19 protein-coding genes and 1 tRNA gene are annotated in these 22,932 nt (G+C 61.0%); 12 read left to right on the forward strand and 8 right to left on the reverse strand.

What is annotated here, in order from left to right; translation table 11 throughout:
• Window positions 1-5: 5 nt before the first annotated feature.
• Together AMK00_RS17730 and AMK00_RS17735 are read right to left on the reverse strand one after the other, a co-directional pair.
• Window positions 6-740: a CbtA family protein gene (locus tag AMK00_RS17730; protein WP_064811253.1), complete on the reverse strand. Its 735-nt coding sequence runs from the start codon at window positions 738-740 to the stop codon at window positions 6-8.
• 113 nt (window positions 741-853) lie between these two features.
• A complete protein-coding gene (locus AMK00_RS17735; protein ID WP_011426664.1) occupies window positions 854-1,063 on the reverse strand; it encodes a CbtB domain-containing protein in 210 nt (69 codons plus the stop codon).
• A gap of 232 nt (window positions 1,064-1,295) precedes the next feature.
• On the opposite strand from AMK00_RS17735, the gene AMK00_RS17740 reads away from it, so the two are divergent.
• From AMK00_RS17740 to AMK00_RS17755, 4 genes are all read left to right on the forward strand, one after another.
• Complete coding sequence (locus tag AMK00_RS17740; RefSeq protein WP_064811254.1) at window positions 1,296-1,850, forward strand: histidine phosphatase family protein; 555 nt, start codon at window positions 1,296-1,298, stop codon at window positions 1,848-1,850.
• A gap of 480 nt (window positions 1,851-2,330) precedes the next feature.
• Complete coding sequence (locus tag AMK00_RS17745; RefSeq protein WP_064811255.1) at window positions 2,331-3,902, forward strand: putative bifunctional diguanylate cyclase/phosphodiesterase; 1,572 nt, start codon at window positions 2,331-2,333, stop codon at window positions 3,900-3,902.
• 155 nt (window positions 3,903-4,057) lie between these two features.
• Complete coding sequence (locus AMK00_RS17750; RefSeq protein WP_064811256.1) at window positions 4,058-5,236, forward strand: acetate/propionate family kinase; 1,179 nt, start codon at window positions 4,058-4,060, stop codon at window positions 5,234-5,236.
• A 71-nt stretch (window positions 5,237-5,307) separates the two neighbouring features.
• Complete coding sequence (locus AMK00_RS17755) at window positions 5,308-7,695, forward strand: phosphoketolase family protein (protein WP_064811257.1); 2,388 nt, start codon at window positions 5,308-5,310, stop codon at window positions 7,693-7,695.
• Between the two features lie 48 nt (window positions 7,696-7,743).
• Here the strand turns inward: AMK00_RS17755 and AMK00_RS17760 are convergent, their stop codons facing one another.
• Window positions 7,744-8,634, reverse strand: coding sequence for a helix-turn-helix domain-containing protein (locus AMK00_RS17760; protein WP_064811258.1), 891 nt, complete (start codon window positions 8,632-8,634; stop codon window positions 7,744-7,746).
• Window positions 8,635-8,751: 117 nt separating this feature from the next.
• Between AMK00_RS17760 and pobA the strand changes: the two genes are divergently transcribed.
• From pobA to AMK00_RS17795, 7 genes are all read left to right on the forward strand, one after another.
• The gene (gene pobA, locus AMK00_RS17765; protein ID WP_064811259.1) at window positions 8,752-9,924 is read left to right on the forward strand and encodes a 4-hydroxybenzoate 3-monooxygenase; all 1,173 of its coding nucleotides are present in this window, start codon (window positions 8,752-8,754) and stop codon (window positions 9,922-9,924) included.
• Between the two features lie 184 nt (window positions 9,925-10,108).
• On the forward strand, window positions 10,109-11,281 hold the full coding sequence (locus AMK00_RS17770) for an ABC transporter substrate-binding protein (protein ID WP_064811260.1): 1,173 nt from the start codon (window positions 10,109-10,111) through the stop codon (window positions 11,279-11,281).
• Between the two features lie 66 nt (window positions 11,282-11,347).
• Complete coding sequence (locus AMK00_RS17775) at window positions 11,348-12,211, forward strand: branched-chain amino acid ABC transporter permease (protein ID WP_064811261.1); 864 nt, start codon at window positions 11,348-11,350, stop codon at window positions 12,209-12,211.
• A gap of 1 nt (window position 12,212) precedes the next feature.
• Entirely contained in the window at window positions 12,213-13,217 is a 1,005-nt protein-coding gene (locus AMK00_RS17780; protein WP_064811262.1) for a branched-chain amino acid ABC transporter permease, read from the forward strand.
• Complete coding sequence (locus AMK00_RS17785; RefSeq protein ID WP_064811263.1) at window positions 13,214-13,978, forward strand: ABC transporter ATP-binding protein; 765 nt, start codon at window positions 13,214-13,216, stop codon at window positions 13,976-13,978. Before AMK00_RS17780 ends, AMK00_RS17785 begins: the two co-directional genes overlap by 4 nt.
• Window positions 13,959-14,675: an ABC transporter ATP-binding protein gene (locus AMK00_RS17790; RefSeq protein ID WP_064804755.1), complete on the forward strand. Its 717-nt coding sequence runs from the start codon at window positions 13,959-13,961 to the stop codon at window positions 14,673-14,675. The genes AMK00_RS17785 and AMK00_RS17790 overlap by 20 nt, the downstream gene beginning before the upstream one ends.
• Before the next feature lie 208 nt (window positions 14,676-14,883).
• Window positions 14,884-15,711 (forward strand): VCBS domain-containing protein, encoded by an 828-nt coding sequence (locus AMK00_RS17795; protein ID WP_064811264.1) that lies wholly within the window; start codon window positions 14,884-14,886, stop codon window positions 15,709-15,711.
• A gap of 1,057 nt (window positions 15,712-16,768) precedes the next feature.
• On the opposite strand, the gene AMK00_RS17805 is transcribed toward AMK00_RS17795, so the two are convergent.
• Window positions 16,769-16,845: transfer RNA gene (locus tag AMK00_RS17805), tRNA-Met, on the reverse strand.
• A 136-nt stretch (window positions 16,846-16,981) separates the two neighbouring features.
• Entirely contained in the window at window positions 16,982-18,181 is a 1,200-nt protein-coding gene (gene mnmA / locus AMK00_RS17810) for a tRNA 2-thiouridine(34) synthase MnmA (RefSeq protein ID WP_064811266.1), read from the reverse strand.
• 495 nt (window positions 18,182-18,676) lie between these two features.
• Here mnmA and AMK00_RS17815 point away from each other — a divergent pair, with 495 nt between their 5' ends.
• Window positions 18,677-18,943, forward strand: coding sequence for a hypothetical protein (locus AMK00_RS17815; RefSeq protein WP_010035567.1), 267 nt, complete (start codon window positions 18,677-18,679; stop codon window positions 18,941-18,943).
• 79 nt (window positions 18,944-19,022) lie between these two features.
• Here the strand turns inward: AMK00_RS17815 and serA are convergent, their stop codons facing one another.
• The 3 genes from serA to AMK00_RS17830 all read right to left on the reverse strand — a co-directional run bounded on the left by serA (window position 19,023) and on the right by AMK00_RS17830 (window position 22,911).
• A complete protein-coding gene (gene serA / locus AMK00_RS17820; RefSeq protein ID WP_064804760.1) occupies window positions 19,023-20,618 on the reverse strand; it encodes a phosphoglycerate dehydrogenase in 1,596 nt (531 codons plus the stop codon).
• 85 nt (window positions 20,619-20,703) lie between these two features.
• Window positions 20,704-21,882 (reverse strand): phosphoserine transaminase, encoded by a 1,179-nt coding sequence (locus tag AMK00_RS17825; protein ID WP_064811267.1) that lies wholly within the window; start codon window positions 21,880-21,882, stop codon window positions 20,704-20,706.
• Between the two features lie 189 nt (window positions 21,883-22,071).
• Window positions 22,072-22,911 (reverse strand): outer membrane protein, encoded by an 840-nt coding sequence (locus AMK00_RS17830; protein ID WP_064811268.1) that lies wholly within the window; start codon window positions 22,909-22,911, stop codon window positions 22,072-22,074.
• Between the last annotated feature and the right edge of the window lie 21 nt (window positions 22,912-22,932).

Raw genomic sequence — 22,932 nt, forward strand, 5'->3', positions numbered from 1 at the left:
CCGCATCACCGGAACGTCGGCAGCAGTCCGCTTTTGACGGCAAGAGGCCTTTCTGCCAGCACTCCGAAAACAAGACCGAGCGTTGTCCAAAGGATCGCGTGCATGCCGAGCGTGGTGCTGCGGAACCGCCAGAGCACCATCGCCGAGAAATTCTCCGGCACCTCGTTGATCGGCGGCAGCAGATAGAGAACCGAGCCGATGAAGACGAGATAGGCGATGCCGGCAATGATCGCGCCGTTCCAGAGACCGAAACGCTCGCCAAGGCGGCGCGACAGCGCGATCGCGGCAACCAGCGAGGCGAGCGAAACGACGATCATCAGGAAGAATAGTTCGGTCCTGACGCCGATCGTATCGGGATTGCCGACCGCCGGCGGGTTGGCCGGATATTTGATGCCGGGAACCAGAACGACCGCCACGAAGGCGGCAATGGCGATGACGGCCGAGGTGCCGCGCGCCGATAGGCTGCTGAAGCGGCCGTGCACGAAGGCGAAGGCGAGCGAAAAAAGCCCGCCGACGGCGATGCTGTAGGCCATGACGCCTGTGAAAAGGCCGGGACCGGCCTGCGTGGCCCGGCTGACGATTTCAGGTTCGGCAGCTTCGCCCGCAGCCTGGGCGCTCGCCTCCTCGAAGGCGATTGCCGCATCGACCAGCGGCTCGCCGAAGATATGCGCAAAAGCGAAAACGAGGATGCCAGCAATCAGGCCCGCAAGCATGCCGCGAAGCAGGAGCTTTCCAACCATGTCAGTATTCCCCCTAAGCATGTCGCGCAAAGTATGCAGCGGTTTTGCGATACCGACATGCGTAAAACAAAGACCTAAAGCGCGAGAAGCGAATCCGAAAGATCGCGATGCGCTTAGTGGCAGGGAAAGCCGAGAAGATGGCGGCCGTCATGCACGAATTCGTGCACATACATGCCGTTGAACAGCGCCATCGCGCCTTCCTCGGTGCCGACGAAATAAAGAACGATGAGCATCAGCAGACCGCCGAAGATCGCCCACGGAAGGATCTCGCCAACCGGGATCGGGGCCGGCGCCGCAACGGGCGCGAAAGTGGTGTCAGACATGTATTCCTCCGGAATGACGCGTTCAGTCGAAAGAGTGTTGTGCGGCAGGGTCTGACTTCCAGCGTGAAGAGCTTTCGACACACTGGTCACAGTGGCGCGACCGCGCCGGGTTTCCACCGGCTTCCAAACCCGCAACAGCACGGTTATATCTGCACGCCGAAGAGACTGTCAACGAAACTTCACGAAGCCCGCAAAGGCCGTCCACACCCCGTCCTCGGAGATCAGAACAACCGTGAATACGCGCCTCACCTGGATCTGCCACGGCGCGACGGCGGCGAACCGCAAGGCCCTGTTTCCGCTCGACGAACCACTGGAAGAAAAGGCCGTGGAAGAAGCAGCCAGGATCGCCGCCCTGCCCTACGCCGATCGTATTGTCACAAGCCCCGCCTTGCGCGCCCGCCAGACGGCTGAGGCGCTCCGTCTCGAAGCGCAAATTGATCCGTCGCTTCGAGATTGCGACCATGGCCGCTGGGCTGGCAGATCGATCGAGGCGATTGAGGCGGAAGAGCCGGAAAATCTCATGGCCTGGATGACCGAGCCGGGGGTTGCCCCGCACGGCGGCGAGAGTCTTCTCGACCTGCGAAAGCGCGTCGCTGGCTGGATGGATGCCCAGTCCGCCCAAAGCGGTCACGTGATCGCCATCAGCCACGCGGCCGTCATCCGGGCTGCAGTCGCGCATGTGCTTCAGGCGCCGCCCTCCTCCTTCTGGCTGAGCGACGTCGAGCCACTCGCCATCGTTCGCATGACCAGCAACGGAAGCCGCTGGTCTCTGCGCCTCCCGCATTAGAGATTCCTTATTTTCTCCAGCCTTACACAAGCAAATCGCGTCATTCCTGTTGAACCCGGTTTTGCGGGGACTACTTCCTTGTCCCAAGGAGATGGAAGAATGACATATGATTGGAGTGGAGAGCGTACACGGCGCCTGCGGTTGATGCGCGTCGCGACGTTCACGGTTTTGGCCGGTCTCATCCTCAGCGTTCCGCTGCTGATCGTCACCGCCTGAAGCACGAAAAAAGGCGAGCGATGCGTCAGCACGCTCGCCTTCGTTCCTCTGGGGCATCTTTTCGGCCTAATCACCTGCAGCAACATCCTCTTCCCGAACGGAACCGGCAAAACAGCCGCAGTGCCGATCCTGGCTGCATCGCAACGCTATCCGTCTGCCGACGACCCACCGCAAACTGCTCCCTGTAAATATTCGCCTTCTGGTTTCAACGAACATTTCAGACTTTTGTGATATCCCGGCGCGGGTGGAGATGGAGAAGGCATAATGCCGGTGTTTTTCCAGAGCAGAGCCGGAAGGCAATGCATGTCGATCGTCGGTTTGGGGATTACCCTCTGGCTCCTCGGTACCTTGCTCCAGTTCGACGACAGTCTGGTTTCCTTCATGACCGGCTTCGGCGAGTACGGCGCCGACAAGCTCGTTCTGGGACTCGGCATCGCCGGCGCCATGAGCTTCATCTACTCGGTGCTGCGTATTGCCGATCTGCGCAAGGAAATGGAACTGCGCGCCGCCGCCCAAGCGAAGGCCGATTGGACGGCAACGCACGACCATCTGACCAAGCTGCCGAATCGCTACGCCTTCGAGCGCAAAATTCTCTCGCGGCCGGTCAGAAGCGACGAGGCGGAAATCGAGGAATGGGACCACAACGTCACCATCTTCTCCGTCGACCTCGACGGCTTCAAAAAAGTCAACGATCTCATCGGCCACAAGGGCGGCGACGTGTTGTTGGTCGAAGTTGCCAAACGCATCTGCGCGCTCGGCAATTCCGATTGCGTCTACCGCTTCGGCGGTGACGAATTCATCGTCGTCGCCTTCGCCCTGACGACGCAGCGCGAGGAGCGTTTCGCCAAGTTGCTGATCCAGGCCGTCACTCGGCCGATCCATATCGATGGCTTTGCCGTCGAAGTCGGCGCCAGCGTCGGCTATGATCGCTGGGTTGAAGACAGCGAGCCGCTGGAAGACGCCGCCCACCGTGCCGATCTCGCCATGTATGAGGCCAAATCACGCGGCCCCAACCATTATCTCGTCTTCGAAACTTCGATGCAGGACAAGGTAACCGAACGCGCCTCCCTGGAAACCAGACTGCGCGCCGCAATCGCCAACAAGGCGATCAAGCCTTTCTATCAACCGCTGATCGACCTGAAGACCGGCCAGCTTTGCGGTTTCGAAGCCCTCGCGCGCTGGATCGGCGAGGATGGCGTCAACATTCCGCCGGCTGTCTTCATCGACATTGCCGAGGAAACCGGGATGATCACCGCCTTGTTCGAGGATCTCCTTGCGCAGGCCTGCAGCGATGCGCTCGCCTGGCCGGCGCATGTCACGTTGTCCTTCAACGTCTCGCCGGTACAGATGGAAGACCGGCTGCTGACGTCCCGCATCCTCAAGGTCCTTTCGGCAAGCCGGCTGCCGCCGCAACGCCTGGAAGTTGAGATTACCGAAAACGCGCTGATTCAAGATCCCGCTATTGCCGCCGTCATTCTCGAAGAGCTGCATGCGGCCGGCATTCAGATCGCCCTCGACGATTTCGGCACAGGCTATTCGAGCCTCGCCCAGCTCGCCCGCTACCGCTTCGACAAGATCAAGATCGACAAAAGCTTCATCGCCACCTATCGCGACGACGAACGCCAGGAAAAGATCGTCCGCGCCATGCTTGGCCTCGGCAGAAGCCTCAATATCAAGACGACTGCGGAAGGTGTCGAGGAGCATGGCCAGCTTGCCTTCCTGCTGCAGCTCGGCTGCGACATCGGCCAGGGCTATCTTTTCGGCAAGGCGATGCCCGCCGCCGAGGCCAGCATGTTCATCCGCGATCGCAACGTCAATCTGGCGTCGACGGCCTGACCCTAGCGTAATTCAACAAAACGGCCCCAAGCTTTGGCGTCCCTGTCGGCCGCCAAGCACCGTCAGCATGTTGCGCACGGGCGGCCATGCCTTTCCAGCGGGAGTTTCGGCGCTAAGTTCGGTCATCGTGACGACCGTGCGGAGTCTCTGAAGACATGTCATCCACCGACCTCCTCCTGACCTTCAATGCCGGCTCATCGACTGTGAAGATCGGTGTCTTCTCGATCGATGGCGCCGAGGCACGGCACATCGGCAAGGGCGTCATCGATCTCCGCGCCGAGCCGCTCTCGCTCGGCCTAACCAAGGGATCGCAGACATTCGACATGCCGCTGAGGGCGGAGGTGACGGACGATCTGCACGGGGTCATCGACGAGACCTTCACGCGTCTCGCCGATCATTTCGACATGGCAGCGGCCGCCGCAGCCGGCCACCGCGTCGTCCATGGCGGCGAGCGCTTCACGAGCGCCGTCGCGCTTGATGACGCCGCCACCGATGGGATCGAAGCGCTGATCCCGCTCGCGCCCCTGCACCAACCGCAAGCGCTGCGCTTCATCCGCGCGCTCCGTCACCTGAAGCCGCATCTTGTCCAGACAGCCTCCTTCGACACGGCCTTTCATGGCACGCAGGACGATCTCGTGCGCCGCCTCGCCATACCCCGTTCCCTCCATGAGGAGGGAATCAAGCGGTACGGCTTTCACGGGCTTTCCTATAAGTTCATCGCCGGTGAACTCGCGCGCAAGGCGCCGCGTGCGGCAAAGGCTGTGGTCGCCCATCTCGGCAGCGGCGCCAGCCTCTGTGCAATGGAAAACGGCATCAGCCGCGATTGCAGCATGGGCTTTTCGACCCTCGACGGCATCCCGATGGCGACACGCCCGGGCTGGCTCGATCCCGGCGTGATCCTGCATCTGGCGGGAGAGAGAAAACGATCCCTGGGTGAGATCGAGGATCTGCTCTATCACCGCTCAGGCCTGCTCGGTGTTTCCGGCATCAGCGCTGATACGCGCGATCTGTTGACGGACGGCCGGCCGGAAGCGCGCCAGGCGATCGATCTGTTCACGCTGCGCATTGCCGGCGAGATCGGCCGCATGGCGGCAACCCTCGGCGGCCTCGATGCCGTCGTCTTCACCGCCGGCATCGGCGAGCATCAGCCGGAAATCCGCGCCGGCGTAGCGAAACGCCTGTCCTGGCTCGGCCTTTCGATTGATGAAAAGGCAAACGCCGCCAACAGTTTCACGATCAGCGCCGGGGAAAGTCGCATGGCCGCCCATGTCGTTGCCACGGACGAAGAACAGGTGATCGCCGACGAGGCGCTGTCCGTTCTTCGCGCCCGCTGATCCAGATCAATGGCGCGCTGGCGCTAACGGCTAGAACTGACATTGAACGCGTTTTCGAACGGGAGAAGCCCATGGAAAAGCATGTCTCGACCGCCGCCGCCCTGACCGATGCTGAACTCGCTCTGATCGACCGCTACTGGCGGGCCGCCAATTATCTCTCGGTCGGCCAGATCTACCTGCTTGCCAATCCGCTGCTGCGCGAGCCGCTGAAGTCAGAGCACATCAAGCCCCGCCTGCTCGGCCACTGGGGCACGACACCCGGCCTCAACTTCATCTATGCGCATCTGAACCGCCTCATCCGCGCCCGCGATCTCGACATCATCTACATCTGCGGCCCCGGTCACGGCGGGCCGGGCATGGTCGCCAACACCTATCTCGAAGGCACCTACAGCGAAATCTATCCCGATATCTCAGAGGATGCCGAAGGTATGCGCAAGCTTTTCCGGCAATTCTCCTTTCCCGGCGGCATTCCGAGCCATGCGGCGCCGGAAACACCGGGATCGATCCATGAAGGTGGCGAACTCGGCTACGCCCTCGTCCATGCCTATGGCGCCGCCTTCGACAATCCCGACCTCACCGTCGCCTGCATCGTCGGCGATGGCGAGGCCGAAACCGGGCCGCTCGCCGCCAGCTGGCATTCCAACAAGTTCCTCAATCCCGCCCGCGACGGCGCCGTTCTGCCCATCCTGCATCTGAACGGTTACAAGATCGCCAATCCGACCATTCTCGGCCGGGCCAATGACGACGACCTCCGACGTCTCTTCGAAGGCTACGGCTACGAGCCGTTTTTCGTCGACGGCCATGAGCCGCGCGACATGCATCAACAGATGGCAGCGACGCTGGACCAGGTCTTCGACCGCATCCGCGAAATCCAGGAGCAAGCCCGCAGCGGCAAGGCTGCGGCGGGCTGCCCGCGCTGGCCAATGATCGTGCTGCGCAGCCCCAAGGGCTGGACCGGTCCGAAAGAAGTCGACGGCAAGAAGGTGGAAGGTTTCTGGCGCGCCCACCAGGTGCCGGTCTCCAACTGCCGCGAGAATGAAGGCCATCGCAAGATTCTCGAGGACTGGATGCAAAGCTACGATCCCGAAGACCTGTTCGGCGCCGACGGTCGGCTTAAATCCGAACTGCGCGCACTCGCCCCTGTCGGCAAACGCCGCATGGGCGCCAATCCGCATGCCAATGGCGGCTTGCTGCGCAAGGAATTGGTGGTTCCCGCTATCGAGGATTATGCGGTCGATGTCGGCAGGCGCGGCAGCGTCACGGCGCAGTCCACCGAGATCCTCGGCCATTACCTGCGCGACACGATGAAGCTCAACACGGAGGCGGCAAACTTTCGCATCTTCGGCCCCGACGAGACAGAATCGAACCGCCTCGGCAGCGTCTTCGACGTCACCGACCGCGTCTGGATGGAGGATATAGAACCCTATGATGTCCACCTCTCTCGCGATGGGCGTGTCATGGAGGTGCTTTCGGAACATCTCTGCCAAGGATGGCTGGAGGGTTACCTGCTGACCGGCCGGCACGGCCTCTTTTCCTGCTATGAGGCCTTCATCCACATCATCGATTCCATGTTCAACCAGCATGCCAAATGGCTGAAGGTGACACGCGAGCTCGAATGGCGAAAGCCGATCTCATCGCTGAACTACCTGCTGACCTCGCATGTCTGGCGCCAGGACCATAACGGCTTCAGCCACCAGGATCCCGGCTTCGTCGACCTCGTCGCCAACAAAAAGGCCGACATCGTCCGCATCTACCTGCCGCCGGACGCCAACACCCTGCTCTGGGTCGGCGATCATTGCCTGCGCACCTATGATCGCGTCAACGTCATCGTCGCCGGCAAGCAGCCGGAGCCGCAATGGCTGTCGATGGACGAGGCGGTGAAACATTGCGAGGCCGGCATCGGCATCTGGCGCTGGGCAAGCAACGAGGAGGACACGATCTCGCCCGATCTCGTCATGGCCTGCGCCGGCGATGTCCCGACGATGGAAACGCTCGCCGCCGTCGATCTTCTGCGCACGGCCATTCCCGAGCTGAAGATCCGCACCGTCAATGTCGTCGACCTCCTGGCACTGCAATCCAGGGACCAGCATCCGCATGGCCTTTCCGACGAGGCCTTCGACGCGATCTTCACCGCCGACAAGCCGGTCATTTTCGCCTATCACGGCTATCCCTATCTCATTCACCGCCTGACCTATAGGCGCACCAACCACGAGAACATCCACGTCCGCGGCTTTATCGAGGAAGGTACTACGACCACGCCTTTCGACATGACCGTCCTCAACGAACTCGACCGCTACCATCTCGCCATCGAAGCCATCGAGCGCGTGCCGGGCCTGAAGGAGAAGGCAAAAGACGCGCTTGCCGCCTTCCAAGGCAAGCTCGCCGAGCATCACGACTATGTCAGGGAATACGGCGAGGACATGCCGGAGGTGCGGGACTGGACGTGGCCGGCGGCGTGAGACATCTGCGACTGACGCACGCGATGTCGGATGACCGAATGCCGGAACCTATGCCCGTTCAAGCCGAGCTTTTTCGTTCATCCGCCAGACCCGCGGCGTTTCGCCGGTATATTTCAGGAAGAAGCGCGAGAAATAGGCCGGATCGGCAAAGCCGAGGCGAAATCCGATCTCCTGAACGCTGCCGATCGTAAAGACGAGCTGGCGCTTCGCCTCCTGGATCAGTTTCCCGGCGATCAGCTCATGCGGGGTGTTTCCCGTCATGGAGCGAACGATACGGGTGAGATGCGTCGACGAAACGCCGAGTTCCTTGGCATAGAAGGAAGCCGGTCTGTGGGATCGGAAATGCTGCTGGATCAGTTCGTCCAGCATCACCATCCGCCGCTCGTTCTCGTTTGAAGGAAGCTCCTGCGCATGTCCCTCATGCGAAATCCGCGCCGTCAGCCGCAACGCCAGCCCGACATAGGCAGCCAATACCTCGTTGCGGCCACCGCGGCGGTTTTCGAATTCGTCGCCGAGCCGCCTCAGCGTCTGCATGACATAGGCAGCCTCGGCATTATCGGGATCGAGCGGCGTCAGCCGCGGCATCGCCAACCACTCGCCGAGATGGCTTCGCTCGCCGGGCGGGTGGCTGAGATGTGACCTCAAGATAGTGATCACGAGGCCGTCGATATCACGTGAAAAGCGAAAGCCGTGATCGAGCCCAGGGGGAGCCGTGATGACCGCCGGCGGACGAATGGCATGGCTCCTCTTGCCGAAGATCGCATCGCCCGAGCCGGCTTCGATGTATAATATCTGAAAGAAGCTCTCGTGGCGGTGAAGCCGAATTTCCCATTGATGCAGGCTGCTGCGGGAGCGGATTGTTTCGCAATGCAACCAGAATTCCGGCGAACGACCGGTATTTTCGCCATAGAGCTCGTAGGTCGGTATATGCCTGCTCATCGGCTTCCTCCCGTGCCAATGTTCGATAAGTGCAATCTTTGGGGCGGATTGTCCATTGTTGCGGCAATGGCGGCACGGCAGAATCTGACAAAACGCAAAATGCAAGGGAGGAAGCATTTGCGAACCCAGGTCGCCATCATCGGTTCGGGACCGTCCGGCCTGCTGCTCGGTCAGCTTCTGACCGAAGCTGGGATCGACAACGTCATCCTCGACCGCGTGAGCAAGGGCTATATCCTCGGCCGCGTCCGCGCCGGCGTGCTGGAGGAAGGTACTGTCGGGCTGTTGGACGAGGCCAAAGCCGGGGCAAGATTGCATGCCGAAGGCTTGCCGCATGACGGCTTCTCGCTGGCCTTCGACGGCCGCGACCATCGCATCGATCTTCACCAATTGACCGGCGGCAGGCGCGTGACCGTCTACGGACAAACCGAGGTGACGCGCGATCTCATGGAGCGGCGGGAAGCTTGTGGCGCCCTTTCGATCTATGATGCCGCCGATGTGGCCCCACATGATCTCGACGGCGGCTCGCCCTTCGTTACCTACACGAAGGATGGTATCGGCTGCCGCATCGATTGCGATTTCATCGCCGGCTGCGACGGCTTTCATGGAACAAGCCGCAGAGCCGTTCCCGAACGGGCGATCCGAAGTTTCGAGAAGGTCTATCCCTTCGGCTGGCTGGGCCTGCTTGCCGACGTGGCGCCGGTCAGCCGTGAACTGATCTACGCCAACCACCCGAGGGGCTTCGCGCTCTGTTCGATGCGCTCGGCCACGCGCAGCCGCTACTATATCCAATGCCCGCTCGACGCGAAGATCGACGACTGGAGCGACGATCGCTTCTGGGACGAGTTGAGGCGGCGCCTGCCGGCCCATCACGCCGAGGCATTGACAACCGCCCCGTCCTTCGAGAAATCGATCGCTCCTTTACGCTCCTTCGTCGCCGAGCCCATGCGTTTCGGCCGGCTCTTCCTCGTCGGCGACGCCGCCCATATCGTGCCGCCGACCGGTGCCAAAGGGCTGAACCTTGCAGCAAGCGATGTCCATTACCTGTTCTGCGGGCTCCTCGAGCATTACCGTGAAGGCTCCGAGAGCGGCATCGACGCCTATTCGCAGACGGCGCTCGCCCGCGTATGGAAAGCGGTGCGGTTTTCCTGGTGGATGACGACGATAATGCACCGGTTTCCCGATACCGGCGATTTCGATCAAAAGATTCAGGAAGCCGAGCTCGACTATCTCACACATTCCCGTGCGGCCTCCACGGTGCTCGCGGAAAACTACGTGGGATTGCCGTTCTGACGCGAAGATCGAGGGATGAAAGCTGCGCATACGCCGGTGAACAGAGCGAGTCACGACGACGCAGAACCATAACCGGCAAATCATGTATTCGGGGATTTATTTCATTTTACATCACCATTTCGCATGACAAGCTAACCTGAAATTCAATACGGCGCTGGAGTACGCCGAAAAGGGAGAGAGAAGAATGAGGAAGCTGTTTCTGGCCGCCGCTGCGGCAATTGTTATGGGCACCAGCGCCTATGCCGACACCATCAAGGTCGGCGTCATCGGGCCGTTCTCCGGTCCCTTCGCGCTCCAGGGCAAGAACTTCAAGGCCGGCATCGACGCCTATATGGCTGTCAACGGCAGCAAGGTCGGCAGCGACACGGTCGAGATCGTCTACCGCGACGTGCCGCAGGCCGATCCGGCCCAATCCAAGGCGCTGGCGCAGGAACTGATCGTCAAGGAAAAGGTCCAGTATCTCGCCGGCTTCTATTTCACCCCCGACGCCATGGCGGTGACGCCGATCTTGAAGCAGGGCAACGTGCCGATGGTCATCATGAACGCCGCCACCTCGGCGATCGTCACCAAGAGCCCGCTCGTCGTGCGCACCTCGTTTACAACTTGGCAGACCTCGACGCCGATCGCCAAGGTCGCCTCCGACGCAGGCGTCAAGAAAGTGATCTCGGTCGTCAGCGATTACGGCCCCGGCATCGACGCCGAGAATGCCTTCAAGGCCGGCTTCGAAAAGGCGGGCGGTCAGGTGGTCGAGGCAATCCGCATGCCGCTTGCGACCAACGACTTCAGCCCGATCATGCAGCGCATCAAGGATTCCGGAGCCGAGGGCGTCTTCGCCTTCCTGCCGTCGGGTCCGACGACGCTTGGCTTCGTCAAGGCTTATAACGAGAATGGCTTGAAGGCCGCCGGCATCAAGTTCTTCGCCCCTGGCGATCTGACCCAAGAATCCGATCTGCCGGCCCTCGGCGACGCCGCGCTCGGCATCAAGACGACCTTCCACTATGCCGTGTCGCACGACTCGCCCGAGAACAAGGCCTTTGTCGAGGCTGCCGCCAAGGCGATCGGCAACAAGGCCGAACTCTCCTTCCCCGCGGTCAGCGCCTATGACGGTATGTATGTCATCTACAAGATGATCGAGGCGACGGGTGGCAAGCAGGACGCCGAGAAAGCGGTCGACGCGGTCAAGGGCCTTGCGTGGGTGAGCCCGCGCGGCCCGGTCTCGATCGATCCGGAAAGCCGGCACATTACCCAAAACATCTATCTGCGCGAAGTCGCCAAGGCCGATGACGGGACCTACTTCAACAAGGAGATCCAGACGTTCGAGAAGCAGGGCGACCCGGGCCTCGCGGCGGCAAAGTAACATCGAGCGTCAGAACGTGCGGCGGGTTTGGTCATCGCAGCCCGTCGCAGGCAAGCAGGTATTTCCATGCAGACAGTCTTCAGCATAGCCGTCGACGCGCTTGCCTATGGCATGGTGCTCTTCGTGATATCGATCGGCCTTTCCGTCACCATGGGGCTGATGCGTGTCGTCAACCTCGCTCACGGCGCCTTCGCGATGATCGGAGGTTATGTCGCCTCCTATGCCGCACGTGACCTCGGCCTTGGTTATGCGGTGGCAGTCATCGCTGCCGTGGTCGCCACGATCATCATCGCAATCCCGCTCGAGCGCTTCCTCTACCGCCGGATCTACGGCGCCCCGGAGCTGACCCAGGTGCTGATGACGATCGGCATCACCTTCTGCGTCATCGGCATCGCGAACTACCTGATGGGACCAACGCTGAAGACCATACCGCTTGCCGGAGCGCTGCAGGGCTCGGCCGATCTCGGCTTTCGCACTATTCCCGTCCACCGGCTTTTCGCCGTCCTTTGCGGGCTCGCCGTTGCGCTCGCGCTCTGGTTCGCAATCGAGAAGACCAGCTTCGGCGTCAAGCTGCGCGCCTCCGTGGATGATGCGGCGATGGCTGCCGCACTCGGCGTGCGGACCGAAATCATCTATGCGGTGAGCTTTGCCGTCGCCGTCGGTCTTGCCGCCTTTGGTGGCGTAGTCGGAGCCGAACTGTTGCCGGTCGAACCTTACTACGCGCTGCGCTATATGGTGACTTTTCTGGTCGTCGTTTCCGTCGGCGGCGCCGGCTCTATTCCCGGCGCGCTGATCGCCTGCCTGCTGCTCGGCGCGATCGATACGACAGGTCGTTATCTCCTGCCTGAATTCGGCGAATTCTTTTTCTATCTCGCCGTGATTGCCATCATCTGCATCTTCCCCCGAGGCCTTGCAGGAAGGGCGAGATAGGATGGCGCTCGTGATCAACAACGAAAACGCACGTCTCCAGCACCGGCACGCTTTCCTCAGCCACGATCTGGCGGGCATAACGGCGATCATCGCCGCTGCAGCCGTCGGCTATTTCGCCTTCCCCGATAATCTCGCGCTTCTGACGCGAATGATCACGATCGCGCTGCTGGTCCTGTCCCTCGATCTCGTGACGGGTTATTGCGGTGTCGCGACACTCGGTCATGCCGCCCTGTTCGGCTCCGGAGCCTATGCCGCCGGCATCCTGTCGGCGCATTACGGCATCAACGATCCGCTGCTGATGATGCTTGCCGGCATCGCGGCGGGCGCGCTTGCCGGACTGCTCAGCGGCGCGATCATCCTGCGTGCGTACGGACTGCCGCAGCTCGTGCTCTCGATTGCCCTCATCCACCTCTTCCACGAATTTGCCAACAAGGCCTCTTCATGGACGGGCGGCAGCGATGGGCTTTCCGGCATCGCGCCGGACCCGGTCTTCGGCTTGTTCGAATTCGATCTTTACGGCCAGACCGCCTTCTTCTTCGGAATGGCGCTGCTGCTTGTTGTCTTCGTGCTGCTGAGGCTGCTGGTGCGTTCGCCATTCGGCATGCTCTGCCGCGCCGTCAAGCAGGACCCGTTGCGCATCCGCGCCATGGGCGGCTCGCCCAAGGCAGCTCTGATCAGGATGTACGCGATCTCGGGCGCGGTGGCCGGCGTCGGCGGTGCCTTGAATGCGACTTCGACGCAGGTCGTCGGCCTGGACAGCCTGTCCTTCACCCAGTCGGCCGAGGCGCTCGTCATGCTCGTGCTCGGCGGCGCCGGCTCTCTTTTCGGAGCGCTCTCCGGCACGGTTATCTTCATGCTCTTCGAGGACACCGTCTCGGCCGCCAATCCCTTTCACTGGCTGACCATGGTCGGCGCGCTGCTGATCGCCGTCGTGCTCTTCGCGCCCAAGGGCCTTTACGGAACAGCCGCAACCTTCATTGCCCGTCGCAGAAAAGAGCGCTCATGAATCCCGTCTTCGAAGTCGCCAATCTCAGCAAAGCGTTCGGCGGCCTTGTCGTGACCAATGATGTCTCGCTGGCGATGGCGCCCGGCGACCGTGTTGCGCTGATTGGCCCGAACGGCGCCGGCAAGACCACCTTGGTCAATCTCGTCACCGGCAATCTGTCCCCCGATTCCGGCGAGGTCCGCCTCGGCGGCGAGACGGTGACGGCGGTCGATGCGGCCGGCAGGGTCAAACGCGGCCTTATCAGGTCCTTTCAGGTGACGCGCCTTTTCCAGGATATGACACCGGCCGAACATCTGGGACTTGCCGTGCTTCAGCGCGACGGAAAGACTGGCAATATATTCGGAAATTTCCTTCGTATGCCGGATGTCATGGCGGAGGTCGATGAACTCCTCGGAAAACTCGGATTGGCCTCTCTGATGCATCGCATGGTCAGCGAGATTGCCTATGGGCAGCAGCGGCTTCTGGAGCTCGCAGTGGCGCTGGCGCTGAAGCCGAAAGTGCTGTTGCTCGATGAGCCGGCGGCCGGCGTGCCGCAGAGCGATACGGGCCGCATCGAGCAGGCGCTGGCAGAACTGCCTGCCGACCTCGCCGTCCTGATGATCGAGCACGACATGGATCTCGTCTTTCGTTTTGCCAAACGTGTCATCGTGCTTGCATCAGGCACAATCATCTTCGACGGCCGGCCTGAAGACGTCACCAGCAATGCGCGCGTCCGCGAGGCCTATCTCGGGAGTTATGCCAATGCCAGCCCTGTCGCTTAAGGTTGAAAACCTGTCGGCCGGATACGGGCCGACGCGGGTGCTCGAAGGCATCTCCTTCACCGTGCCGGCAGGCGCCCGGCTTGCCGTGCTCGGCCGCAACGGCATGGGCAAGACCACGCTCCTGGCAACACTTGCCGGCCAGACCAGGCGGTATCAAGGCCAGATCCACCTCGGTGGTTCGGACGTCACCGCAGCACCGAGCGCAACACGCGCCCATAAGGGCCTCGGCTATGTGCCTCAGACACGCTGCATCTTTCCGACGCTGACCGTCGAAGAGAACCTTTTCGTCGGTCTGAAGGCGCGGCCGAAGACGGCATTGGAGGAAGCTTATGCCCTGTTCCCGCGCCTGAAGGAGCGCCGCCGCAACCTCGGCAACCAGCTCTCGGGCGGCGAGCAGCAGATGCTTTCTACAGCCCGCACCATTCTCGGCCGCCCGTCCGTGCTGCTGCTCGACGAACCGTTGGAGGGCCTGGCGCCCGTGATCTGCGAGGAACTGATGGCGGCCTTCACGGAACTCGCCAAATCAGGCGACATGACGATCCTTCTGGTCGAACAACGCATCCAAAGCGCGCTCGACTTCGCCGATCGGGTCATCATTCTCGAACGCGGCAGAGTGGCCTGGACCGGAACGCCGTCGGACTTGTCGAGGGATCACGAAGCAGTAGAAAGCTTGCTCGGAGTGGGCGGCCTGCATTGAAGCAATCAATGCAGTATATCGTCGTTGATTACGTCATCATCAGGCTGGCAGACGTCGAAGCCGATGCCTCTACTTGGATATTTGAGCTGCAGAAAAATTGCCCCTGTTGGATTTGACAGGTTGAATTGATCTGACGCTCCGTCAAATTACGTTGCGAAGCGCCCGATAGGGTTGCATATTTGAGCACTACTTCACACGGGAGGTAGAAATGGCAAACCACAAGCCGATCGCAGGTGACGTATACCAGCCTATTTTCGACGTCGACAAGCCGGTTGACGGCAACATGCTGGACGGTTCCACGGATGCCGACGGAGATCTTGTGCGTCTCAACTTCGTGAACGGGCAGCGAATTCCGCAACCGGCCAATCCGGATGGACCGGCCACGACGACGACGATCGAGGGAAAGTACGGCACGCTGACCGTCTATTCCAACGGCTACTACACCTATGAACTCGATCACTCCAATCCGGTGGTATCAGCGCTCGGCCCGGGCGATCAACTTCTCGACCAGTTCAATTTCAAGATTTCGGACGGCAGCGGCGCTACCGACTTCGGCTTGCTCAATATCACGGTCGACCTGCCGGAGCGCGGCGACATCTTCGTCAATTTCGAGGATGTCGGCAAACATGATTTCCCCACAGGCTACAAGGGCTTCGATTGGGGCGCCTGGCACGATGGCGATGATGCAACGATACAAAAGGAAGCTGACGGCAATCATTATCTCTCAGGCGGCGTCTTCTGGACGCCCATCCAGGCCGCAGATGGCGGCACCTTTCAGATCGAGCAATTCAGCGTGGCAAACGGCACATCGGACTATGACAACGTTCTGACGATCGAAGGCAAGTTGAACGGCGATACCGTGTTCTTGGTCACGGTCAACGTGACCGCTGACAGCATTCATGACCCGCAAGTGATTGATCTGAGCGCCTATGGCCAGATTGACTATCTCGTGCTCGACACTGAGCCCGTCATCACCGAAACGAGCGGCCCCGACTATTATGGTGCGCAATACGACAACTTCCACTTTGTCGTTTGAGAGAGAGGAAAAGGGGCGCCCCATCGCCAAACATTGCATCTTTTCGAGCGCGCGCTGCAGCGACGATCCAGTAGCGATTTCTTGCGATAGCTGAACGACCTGCGCCCTGCTAGCAATAGATCGTCCGAGGAGGGACGATTATCTGGGATGGAGGAACTGATGCAGTCAATGGGAATCAGGGTGGCCGCGGTCATGTTCTCGCTGGCCTTATGGGCAATTATTATCGCTGCTGCATCCCATCTTTGGGCGATGAAAATGCCCATATTGCATTTTATGCTCTACAGATAGCGCTGCCCTCGGTTATCGCAGTGGATTGGTTGTTAGGGATATTTGTAAAAGACGTGAGTTTTGATCCAGGCTAATTTGCCGTCCTCCGCTCTTTCCCAAGCTATCTTGGCATTCATCGGATACGGGCAACTTTCTTGATGAAATTGAGCTTGACGCACTCTTGGAGCGCGCTCGCCGCAGGGGGAGGAAATCTGGAACCCCTCCGCCAGCAAATATCTCTCCATAGCCGTCTCATCACTCCCTAGCGGAAAACGCGATCGCAATCGTCCCGAAAGCTGCGGCGAATCCGCTTCCTTCGAGGATTGACGGCGGAAATCTTCCGGAGGTGGGCACCCCTCGCTCCACCAGCCTACCGTAGCATGTAAATTGCGCAGCAGCTCAGGCATCGCTGGATCACACTCCGGCTGCCAGCATCCCGGAAGGAAACCACAGGTCCCGATTAGCACTGAGCGCATAGTAAGTTGGATGAGCTTCATTGCATCAAAATATCCGCAAAGGTTGTCCATCTCCATTCCGCCATCTGGCGTAGGCTTTTCACCCAACGGCGTAGCGGGGGCGGGTGGAAGCTTGAAAGGCAAAGCGCCAGAAGACCCGCGTGCACCCTCATTCCCAGATTTATTTGTGGGCCATCTATGTCGCAATCTATGCCGCATTGACGCGCCGGCACGAAAAAGGACGTGCCGGAAAACAAGGTTTTTCGTGCGACATGAGGCCCCGGAAATCCCAGAGCAACTTTGAACTAACCAGTAATTTTATGATAGAATTTGACTGGTAGCGGAGGAGGGATTTGAACCCCCGACACAAGGATTATGATTCCTCTGCTCTGACCTACTGAGCTACTCCGCCACTGGTCAAACGACACCTGCTCGCGAAGCGCTGCGGGCTCGTGGGATGAGCGGCTTATAAGGTGCGCTTCGGCTTTGTGTCAAGCGCATGATGGAGAAAAACGCTGAGCTTTGCCGCCCGTCGTTTCCGATGGGTTTCAGGCGGCGACGGGGTCGGCCAGCAGAGCCCTGAGCGAGGCTTCGGCCGAAGGTTCGCGTTCGGAGCGCTCGATGAAACCGCCGCCAAAGACGCGGGCGTCGTCGCCGGGCGCAGAATAAAGCGCGCAGGCTTGCCCCGGCGCGATGCCTGCCTCACCGACCGTCAGATCGACATAGGTGCCGGTCGCATCGACGTGCAGTACGGCAGGCGCCGGTGCCCGCGTCGAACGGACCTTGGCGTAGCAGGCGAAACCTTCACCGACAGCGGCTTCTGCGAGCGGGACGTCGCCCAGCCAATTGACGTCGCGCAGATAGACGCGATGCGTTTCCAGCGCCTCCTTCGGCCCGACGATGACGCGGCGCGAGCGGGCGTCGAGATACACGACGTAGAGCGGCTCGCCGGTGGCGATGCCGATGCCGCGGCGCTGGCCGATGGTGAAGTGCAGTATGCCTTCGTGCGTTCCCAACACGCGGCCGTCAAGATGGACGATCTCGCCGACGAGCGCCGCATTCGGCTTCAGCTTGGTGATGATGTCGGAATATTTGCCCTGCGGCACGAAGCAGATATCCTGGCTATCGGCCTTCTTGGCGACGACAAGGCCCATCTCTTCGGCCAGCCGGCGGGTCTCGGCCTTTGGCAGGCCGCCCAGGGGAAAGCGGAGATAGTCGATCTGTTCCTGCGTCGTGGCAAACAGGAAATAGCTCTGGTCGCGGTCGGCGTCGGCCGGGCGGAAAAGGGCGCGGCGGCCGGGATGTTCAGACGAGGGGTTTGGCCGCGAGCGGATATAGTGACCAGTCGCCAGCGCATCAGCGCCAAGCTCCTTCGCCGTTGCCAGAAGGTCGGCGAACTTGACGGTCTGGTTGCAGGAGACGCAAGGGATCGGCGTTTCGCCGGCCACATAGCTTTCGGCGAAGGGATTGATCACCGTCTCGCGAAAGCGCTTCTCGTAATCGAGCACGTAATGCGGAATGCCGAGGGTTTCGCAGACGCGGCGGGCGTCGTCAATGTCCTGGCCGGCGCAGCAGGAGCCGGCGCGGTGAACAGCGGCGCCATGATCGTAAAGCTGCAGCGTGATGCCGAGCACGTCGTAACCTTGCTGTTTGAGAAGGCCGGCCACGACGGAGGAATCGACGCCGCCCGACATGGCGACGACGACGCGGGTCTCTTCCGGCTTCTTGTCAAAATCCAGTGTGTTCAACGGTGGTGCCAAATTCTGCGCGCTCATCATCCGCCCTTGCGCTGCAATTACGGCGGATTGCTGTATCAGGCGGGATCGGCCGCCTTTCGATAAGCGATCGATATAGAAAGGATTGTATCGGGACGCAAGGGGCGGCTTTCGGGCGGCCGAGTCTCGCCAGTGAGAAAGGAAAGGCGCGGCCGAGGCCACGCCTTAAAAGCGGGGGTGCGGCTCAGGTGCCGATCAGCTTGTTGCAGGCGAATGCGATGCCTGGATTGGCAATGATGGCGGTCATCAGCGCCAGTCCGATTATCGAGAATGAATAGCGTTTCATATACATCCTCCTTCCAGCCATACGAATTATGCGGCTGCAGGCGCCGTTCTCAAAATAACGAATGCTTGAGCATCAGCTCAACCGGAAATCGTTGAGCGAATAATTATCGCCCCTAAGGAACTATTCTCTCGATCATGCGTTCCGGGTGATCATTGTCGCAATCGAACGCTGCGGAGGGTTTCATGGCCAGGTTCGGCACGACGGCGGATTACAACAGGATCAGACACTGGATCGAAGAGCGAGGCGGCCATCCCGCCCGCATCAAGGACGCGAGCGACAGCGAAACTGTCCGCGTCGATTTTTCCTCGGAAACGCAGGAGGAGATCTCCTGGGACGAATTCTTCCAGGGTCTCGACGGCAGCAGGCGCGCCTTCCTTCATCGCACCAAGGCTGAGGACGATAGAGCCCGCTTCGGCAAGATCGTCCGCCGCAAGCGGTTACCCCACTGAAATATACCCATTGCTGAGGCAGAAACCCGGCGCCGTTTCCGGCGCCGGGTTTCCCCTGTTTCCTTGGGAGGAAAGAAACTCAGTCGATGTTGAATGTCAGCAGCTTTGCCTGGCGGATCGCCTGGTGCGCCGTCAGCTGCGTGAGTACGCCGTCATCCACCTCGCCGTCGACGTAGAGCAGCGCAATGGCGTCGCCACCCTGCTTATCTCGGCCGAGCTGGAAGTTGGCAATGTTGACTCCGGCAGTGCCGAGCGTCATGCCGATGAAGCCGATCATGCCGGGGACGTCGGTATTGGTGATGTAGATCATGTGCGAACCGACATCGGCATCGAGATTGATGCCCTTGATCTGGATGAAGCGCGGCTTGCCATCCGAAAACACCGTGCCGGCGACGGAGCGCGTCATGCTTTCGGTCGTGACCGTCAGCTTGATATAGCCGTCGAAGACGCCTGTTTTGTCGCGCTTGACCTCGGAAAGCACGATGCCCTTTTCCTTGATCATGATCGGCGCGGAAACCATGTTGACGTCGGCGACCTGCGGGCGGATCAAGCCCGCAAGAACCGCGCTCGTCAGTGCCCGCGTGTTCATGCTGGCGGTCACACCGTCATAGAGGATTTCGATTTCCTTGATCGGCTCTTCGGTGACCTGGCCGACAAAGGCGCCGAGAACGTCGGCAAGACGAATGAACGGCTTCAGGATCGGCGCCTCTTCCGCGGTGATCGACGGCATGTTGATGGCGTTGGAGACCGCGCCCTTGACGAGGTAATCCGACATCTGTTCGGCGACCTGCAGCGCGACGTTTTCCTGCGCCTCGGTCGTCGAAGCGCCGAGATGCGGCGTGCAGACGACATTCGGCAGGCCAAAGAGCGGGCTTTCCTTGGCGGGCTCGACTTCGAAGACGTCGAAGGCAGCACCGGCGACATGGCCGGACTTGATGGCTTCGGCAAGCGCCGCTTCATCGACCAGGCCACCGCGGGCGCAGTTGATGATGCGCACGCCGGGCTTGGTCTTCGCCAGCGCTTCCTTATTGAGGATGCCGCGCGTCTTGTCGGTCATCGGTACGTGCAGCGTGATGAAATCGGCGCGGGCGAAAAGCTCGTCGAGCTCAACCTTGGTGACGCCCATCTCCTCGGCGCGCTCCTTGGAAAGGAACGGGTCATAGGCGACGACATGCATCTTCAGGCCGATGGCGCGGGAGCAGACGATCGAGCCGATATTGCCGGCGCCAATGACGCCGAGCGTCTTGCCGGTGATCTCGACGCCCATGAATTTCGACTTCTCCCATTTGCCGGCCTGCGTCGAGGCATCGGCAGCCGGAAGCTGGCGGGCGACGGCGAGCATCAGGGCGATTGCGTGTTCGGCGGTCGTGATCGAATTGCCGAAAGGCGTGTTCATGACGATGATGCCGCGGCGCGAGGCGGCCGGGATATCGACATTGTCGACGCCGATGCCGGCGCGGCCGACAACCTTGAGGTTCTTCGCCCCTTCGATGATCTTTTCCGTCACTTTAGTGGCGGAGCGGATGGCCAGACCATCATACTTGCCGATGACTTCGAGCAGACGGTCCTTGTCCTTGCCGAGCTGCGGTTCGAAATCGACTTCGACGCCGCGGTCGCGGAAGATCTGGACGGCGGTTTCCGACAATTCGTCGGATACGAGAACGCGAGGTGCCATTGAGGCCTCCTTCAAAAGTGTTCAGCGATGAATGAAAATGGAATGCTGGGCTCCGCCGGACGTGGCGGAGCCGGATGCGATCACGTCAAGCGGCCGCCTGAGCGAGCTGCGCCTTCTGCGTTTCGAAAGCCCAGGAAAGCCAAGGCATCAGCTTCTGCATGTCGGATGCCTCGATCGTGGCGCCGGCCCAGATTCGCAGGCCCGACGGCGCGTCGCGGTAATGGCCGATGTCATAGGCGACACCTTCCTTTTCCAGGAGGCCGACCAGGCCCTTGGCGAAATTCGCCTGGCCGTCGCCATCGAGAGCCGTGATGTCCTTGTCGACGATCTTCAGGCAGACGGAGGTGTTGGAGGCCGTTTCCGCCTTGACGGCGAGATTGGCGATCCAGTCGTTTGCTGCGACGAAATCGTGGATGACCTTGGCATTGGCATCGGCACGAGCGATCAGCGTCTGGAGACCGCCGAGCTCCTTGGCCCAGAGCAGCGCATCGATATAGTCCTCGACGCAGAGCATCGACGGCGTGTTGATCGTCTCGCCCTGGAAGATGCCTTCCGTCAGCTTGCCGCCCGAGGTCATGCGGAAGATCTTCGGCAGCGGCCACGCCGGCGCGTAGGTGGTAAGACGCTCGACGGCGCGCGGCGAGAGAATGATGACGCCGTGGGCACCCTCGCCGCCCAGCACCTTCTGCCAGGAGAAGGTGATGACATCGAGCTTGGCGAAATCGAGTTCCTGCGCAAAAGCGGCCGAGGTGGCGTCGCAGATCGTCAGACCCTTGCGGTCGGTAGGAATGAAATCGGCATTCGGCACGCGCACGCCCGAGGTCGTGCCGTTCCAGGTGAAGACGACGTCACGATCGAAATCGACGGCGGAAAGATCGGGAAGCTCGCCGTAACCCGCTTCGAGCTTGCGCACATCCTTGAGCTTCAACTGCTTGACCACATCGGTGACCCAGCCGGCGCCGAAGCTTTCCCAGGCGAGCATGTCGACACCGCGTTCGCCGAGCAGCGACCAGAGCGCCATTTCGACGGCGCCGGTGTCGGAAGCCGGCACGATGCCGATGCGGTAGTCCGCCGGCACTTCGAGAATTTCACGGGTAAGGTCGATGGCCTGCGTGAGCTTGGCCTTGCCGACCTTCGCGCGGTGCGAACGGCCGAGGGCCGCGTCGGAAAGGGCCTCGAGCGACCAACCGGGGCGCTTCGAGCAGGGGCCAGAAGAAAAATGAGTATTGTGCGGACGGATGTCCGGCTTTGCGGTCTTCGCCATGATGCTATCCTCTCAGATAGAAAGCCCTTCGTTGGGGAAGGGTGTCCCGCCGCCGTGTGTATGGATCGGAAGCGTCATAGTCAAGATCGAAGTGTCGCAAGCTGTAGATATTTTGACGCAGGCAAGGTGGCGAAAATGAAAAAGCCGCCCGGAACGAGGGCGGCTTTCTGACGCGATGGTTGACCGGCCCTACTTGTAGACCGGCTGCTGCAGCGGGATTTCCGGCGCCGGCTCGTAGGCGACCGGCTGGGCGCAGCCACCGAAGAGGTAGCGGGCGCCGACGCGGGCTTCATGGGCGCTGAGGCCCCTGTCGCGGCCCGGGCCGCCGTTTTCGGCATAGCCGAACATGTTGCCGCCGTCGATATGCAGGTAACGGTAGCCGACGTCGGCCTTGATGTTGCAGGTCACGTCGATCGAGGCGCCAGCCATAAGCGCATAGGTGAAGCGCCAGTTGCCCCTGCCGCCATGGGTGATCTCATCGTCACAGAAGCTGCCGTCATCGGCGCAGGCGACGTTGCGCAGGTTTTTCCATTTGACGTAGGAACCGCCGATACCGGCACCGACATACGGCGTCACATAGCCGTAGGTGCCGAGATCGACATAGGCGTTGGCCAGCAGCGTATAGGCGGTGAGCGAAGAGCGGTCGCGCGAGGTGCAATCCACCAGCGGGAAGCCGCACTGCCCGGATGTCGAGCCCTTGAAATCCGCCTGGGTGAGATAGTCGAAGGTCAGATCGGTGCGCAGATAGCTGTTGATCTGATAACCGACACCGCCGCCAACCGTCCATGCGTCGTCGAGATCGGCGTCGTCGAAATCGACCTCCGTGGCGTTGCTGCCTTGGAAATAACGCGCGCCGCGCAGGTCTGTGAAGGCATAACCGACATCGCCGCGCAGATACCAGCCGGTCGCTTCGCTGACAGTCACCTCCGGCGGCTGCTCCGGAATGGGCTCGGCAGGGGCGAGATCCGCAGAATAGGCATTTGTCGCTATCAAGAATGCGGCGAAGATGCCGGACAAGCTTCTTTTCATGGATTTCACTCCAAAATCCCG

Origin of the sequence: Rhizobium sp. N621 (genome assembly GCF_001664325.1) — a bacterium.
Classification (GTDB): domain Bacteria; phylum Pseudomonadota; class Alphaproteobacteria; order Rhizobiales; family Rhizobiaceae; genus Rhizobium; species Rhizobium esperanzae.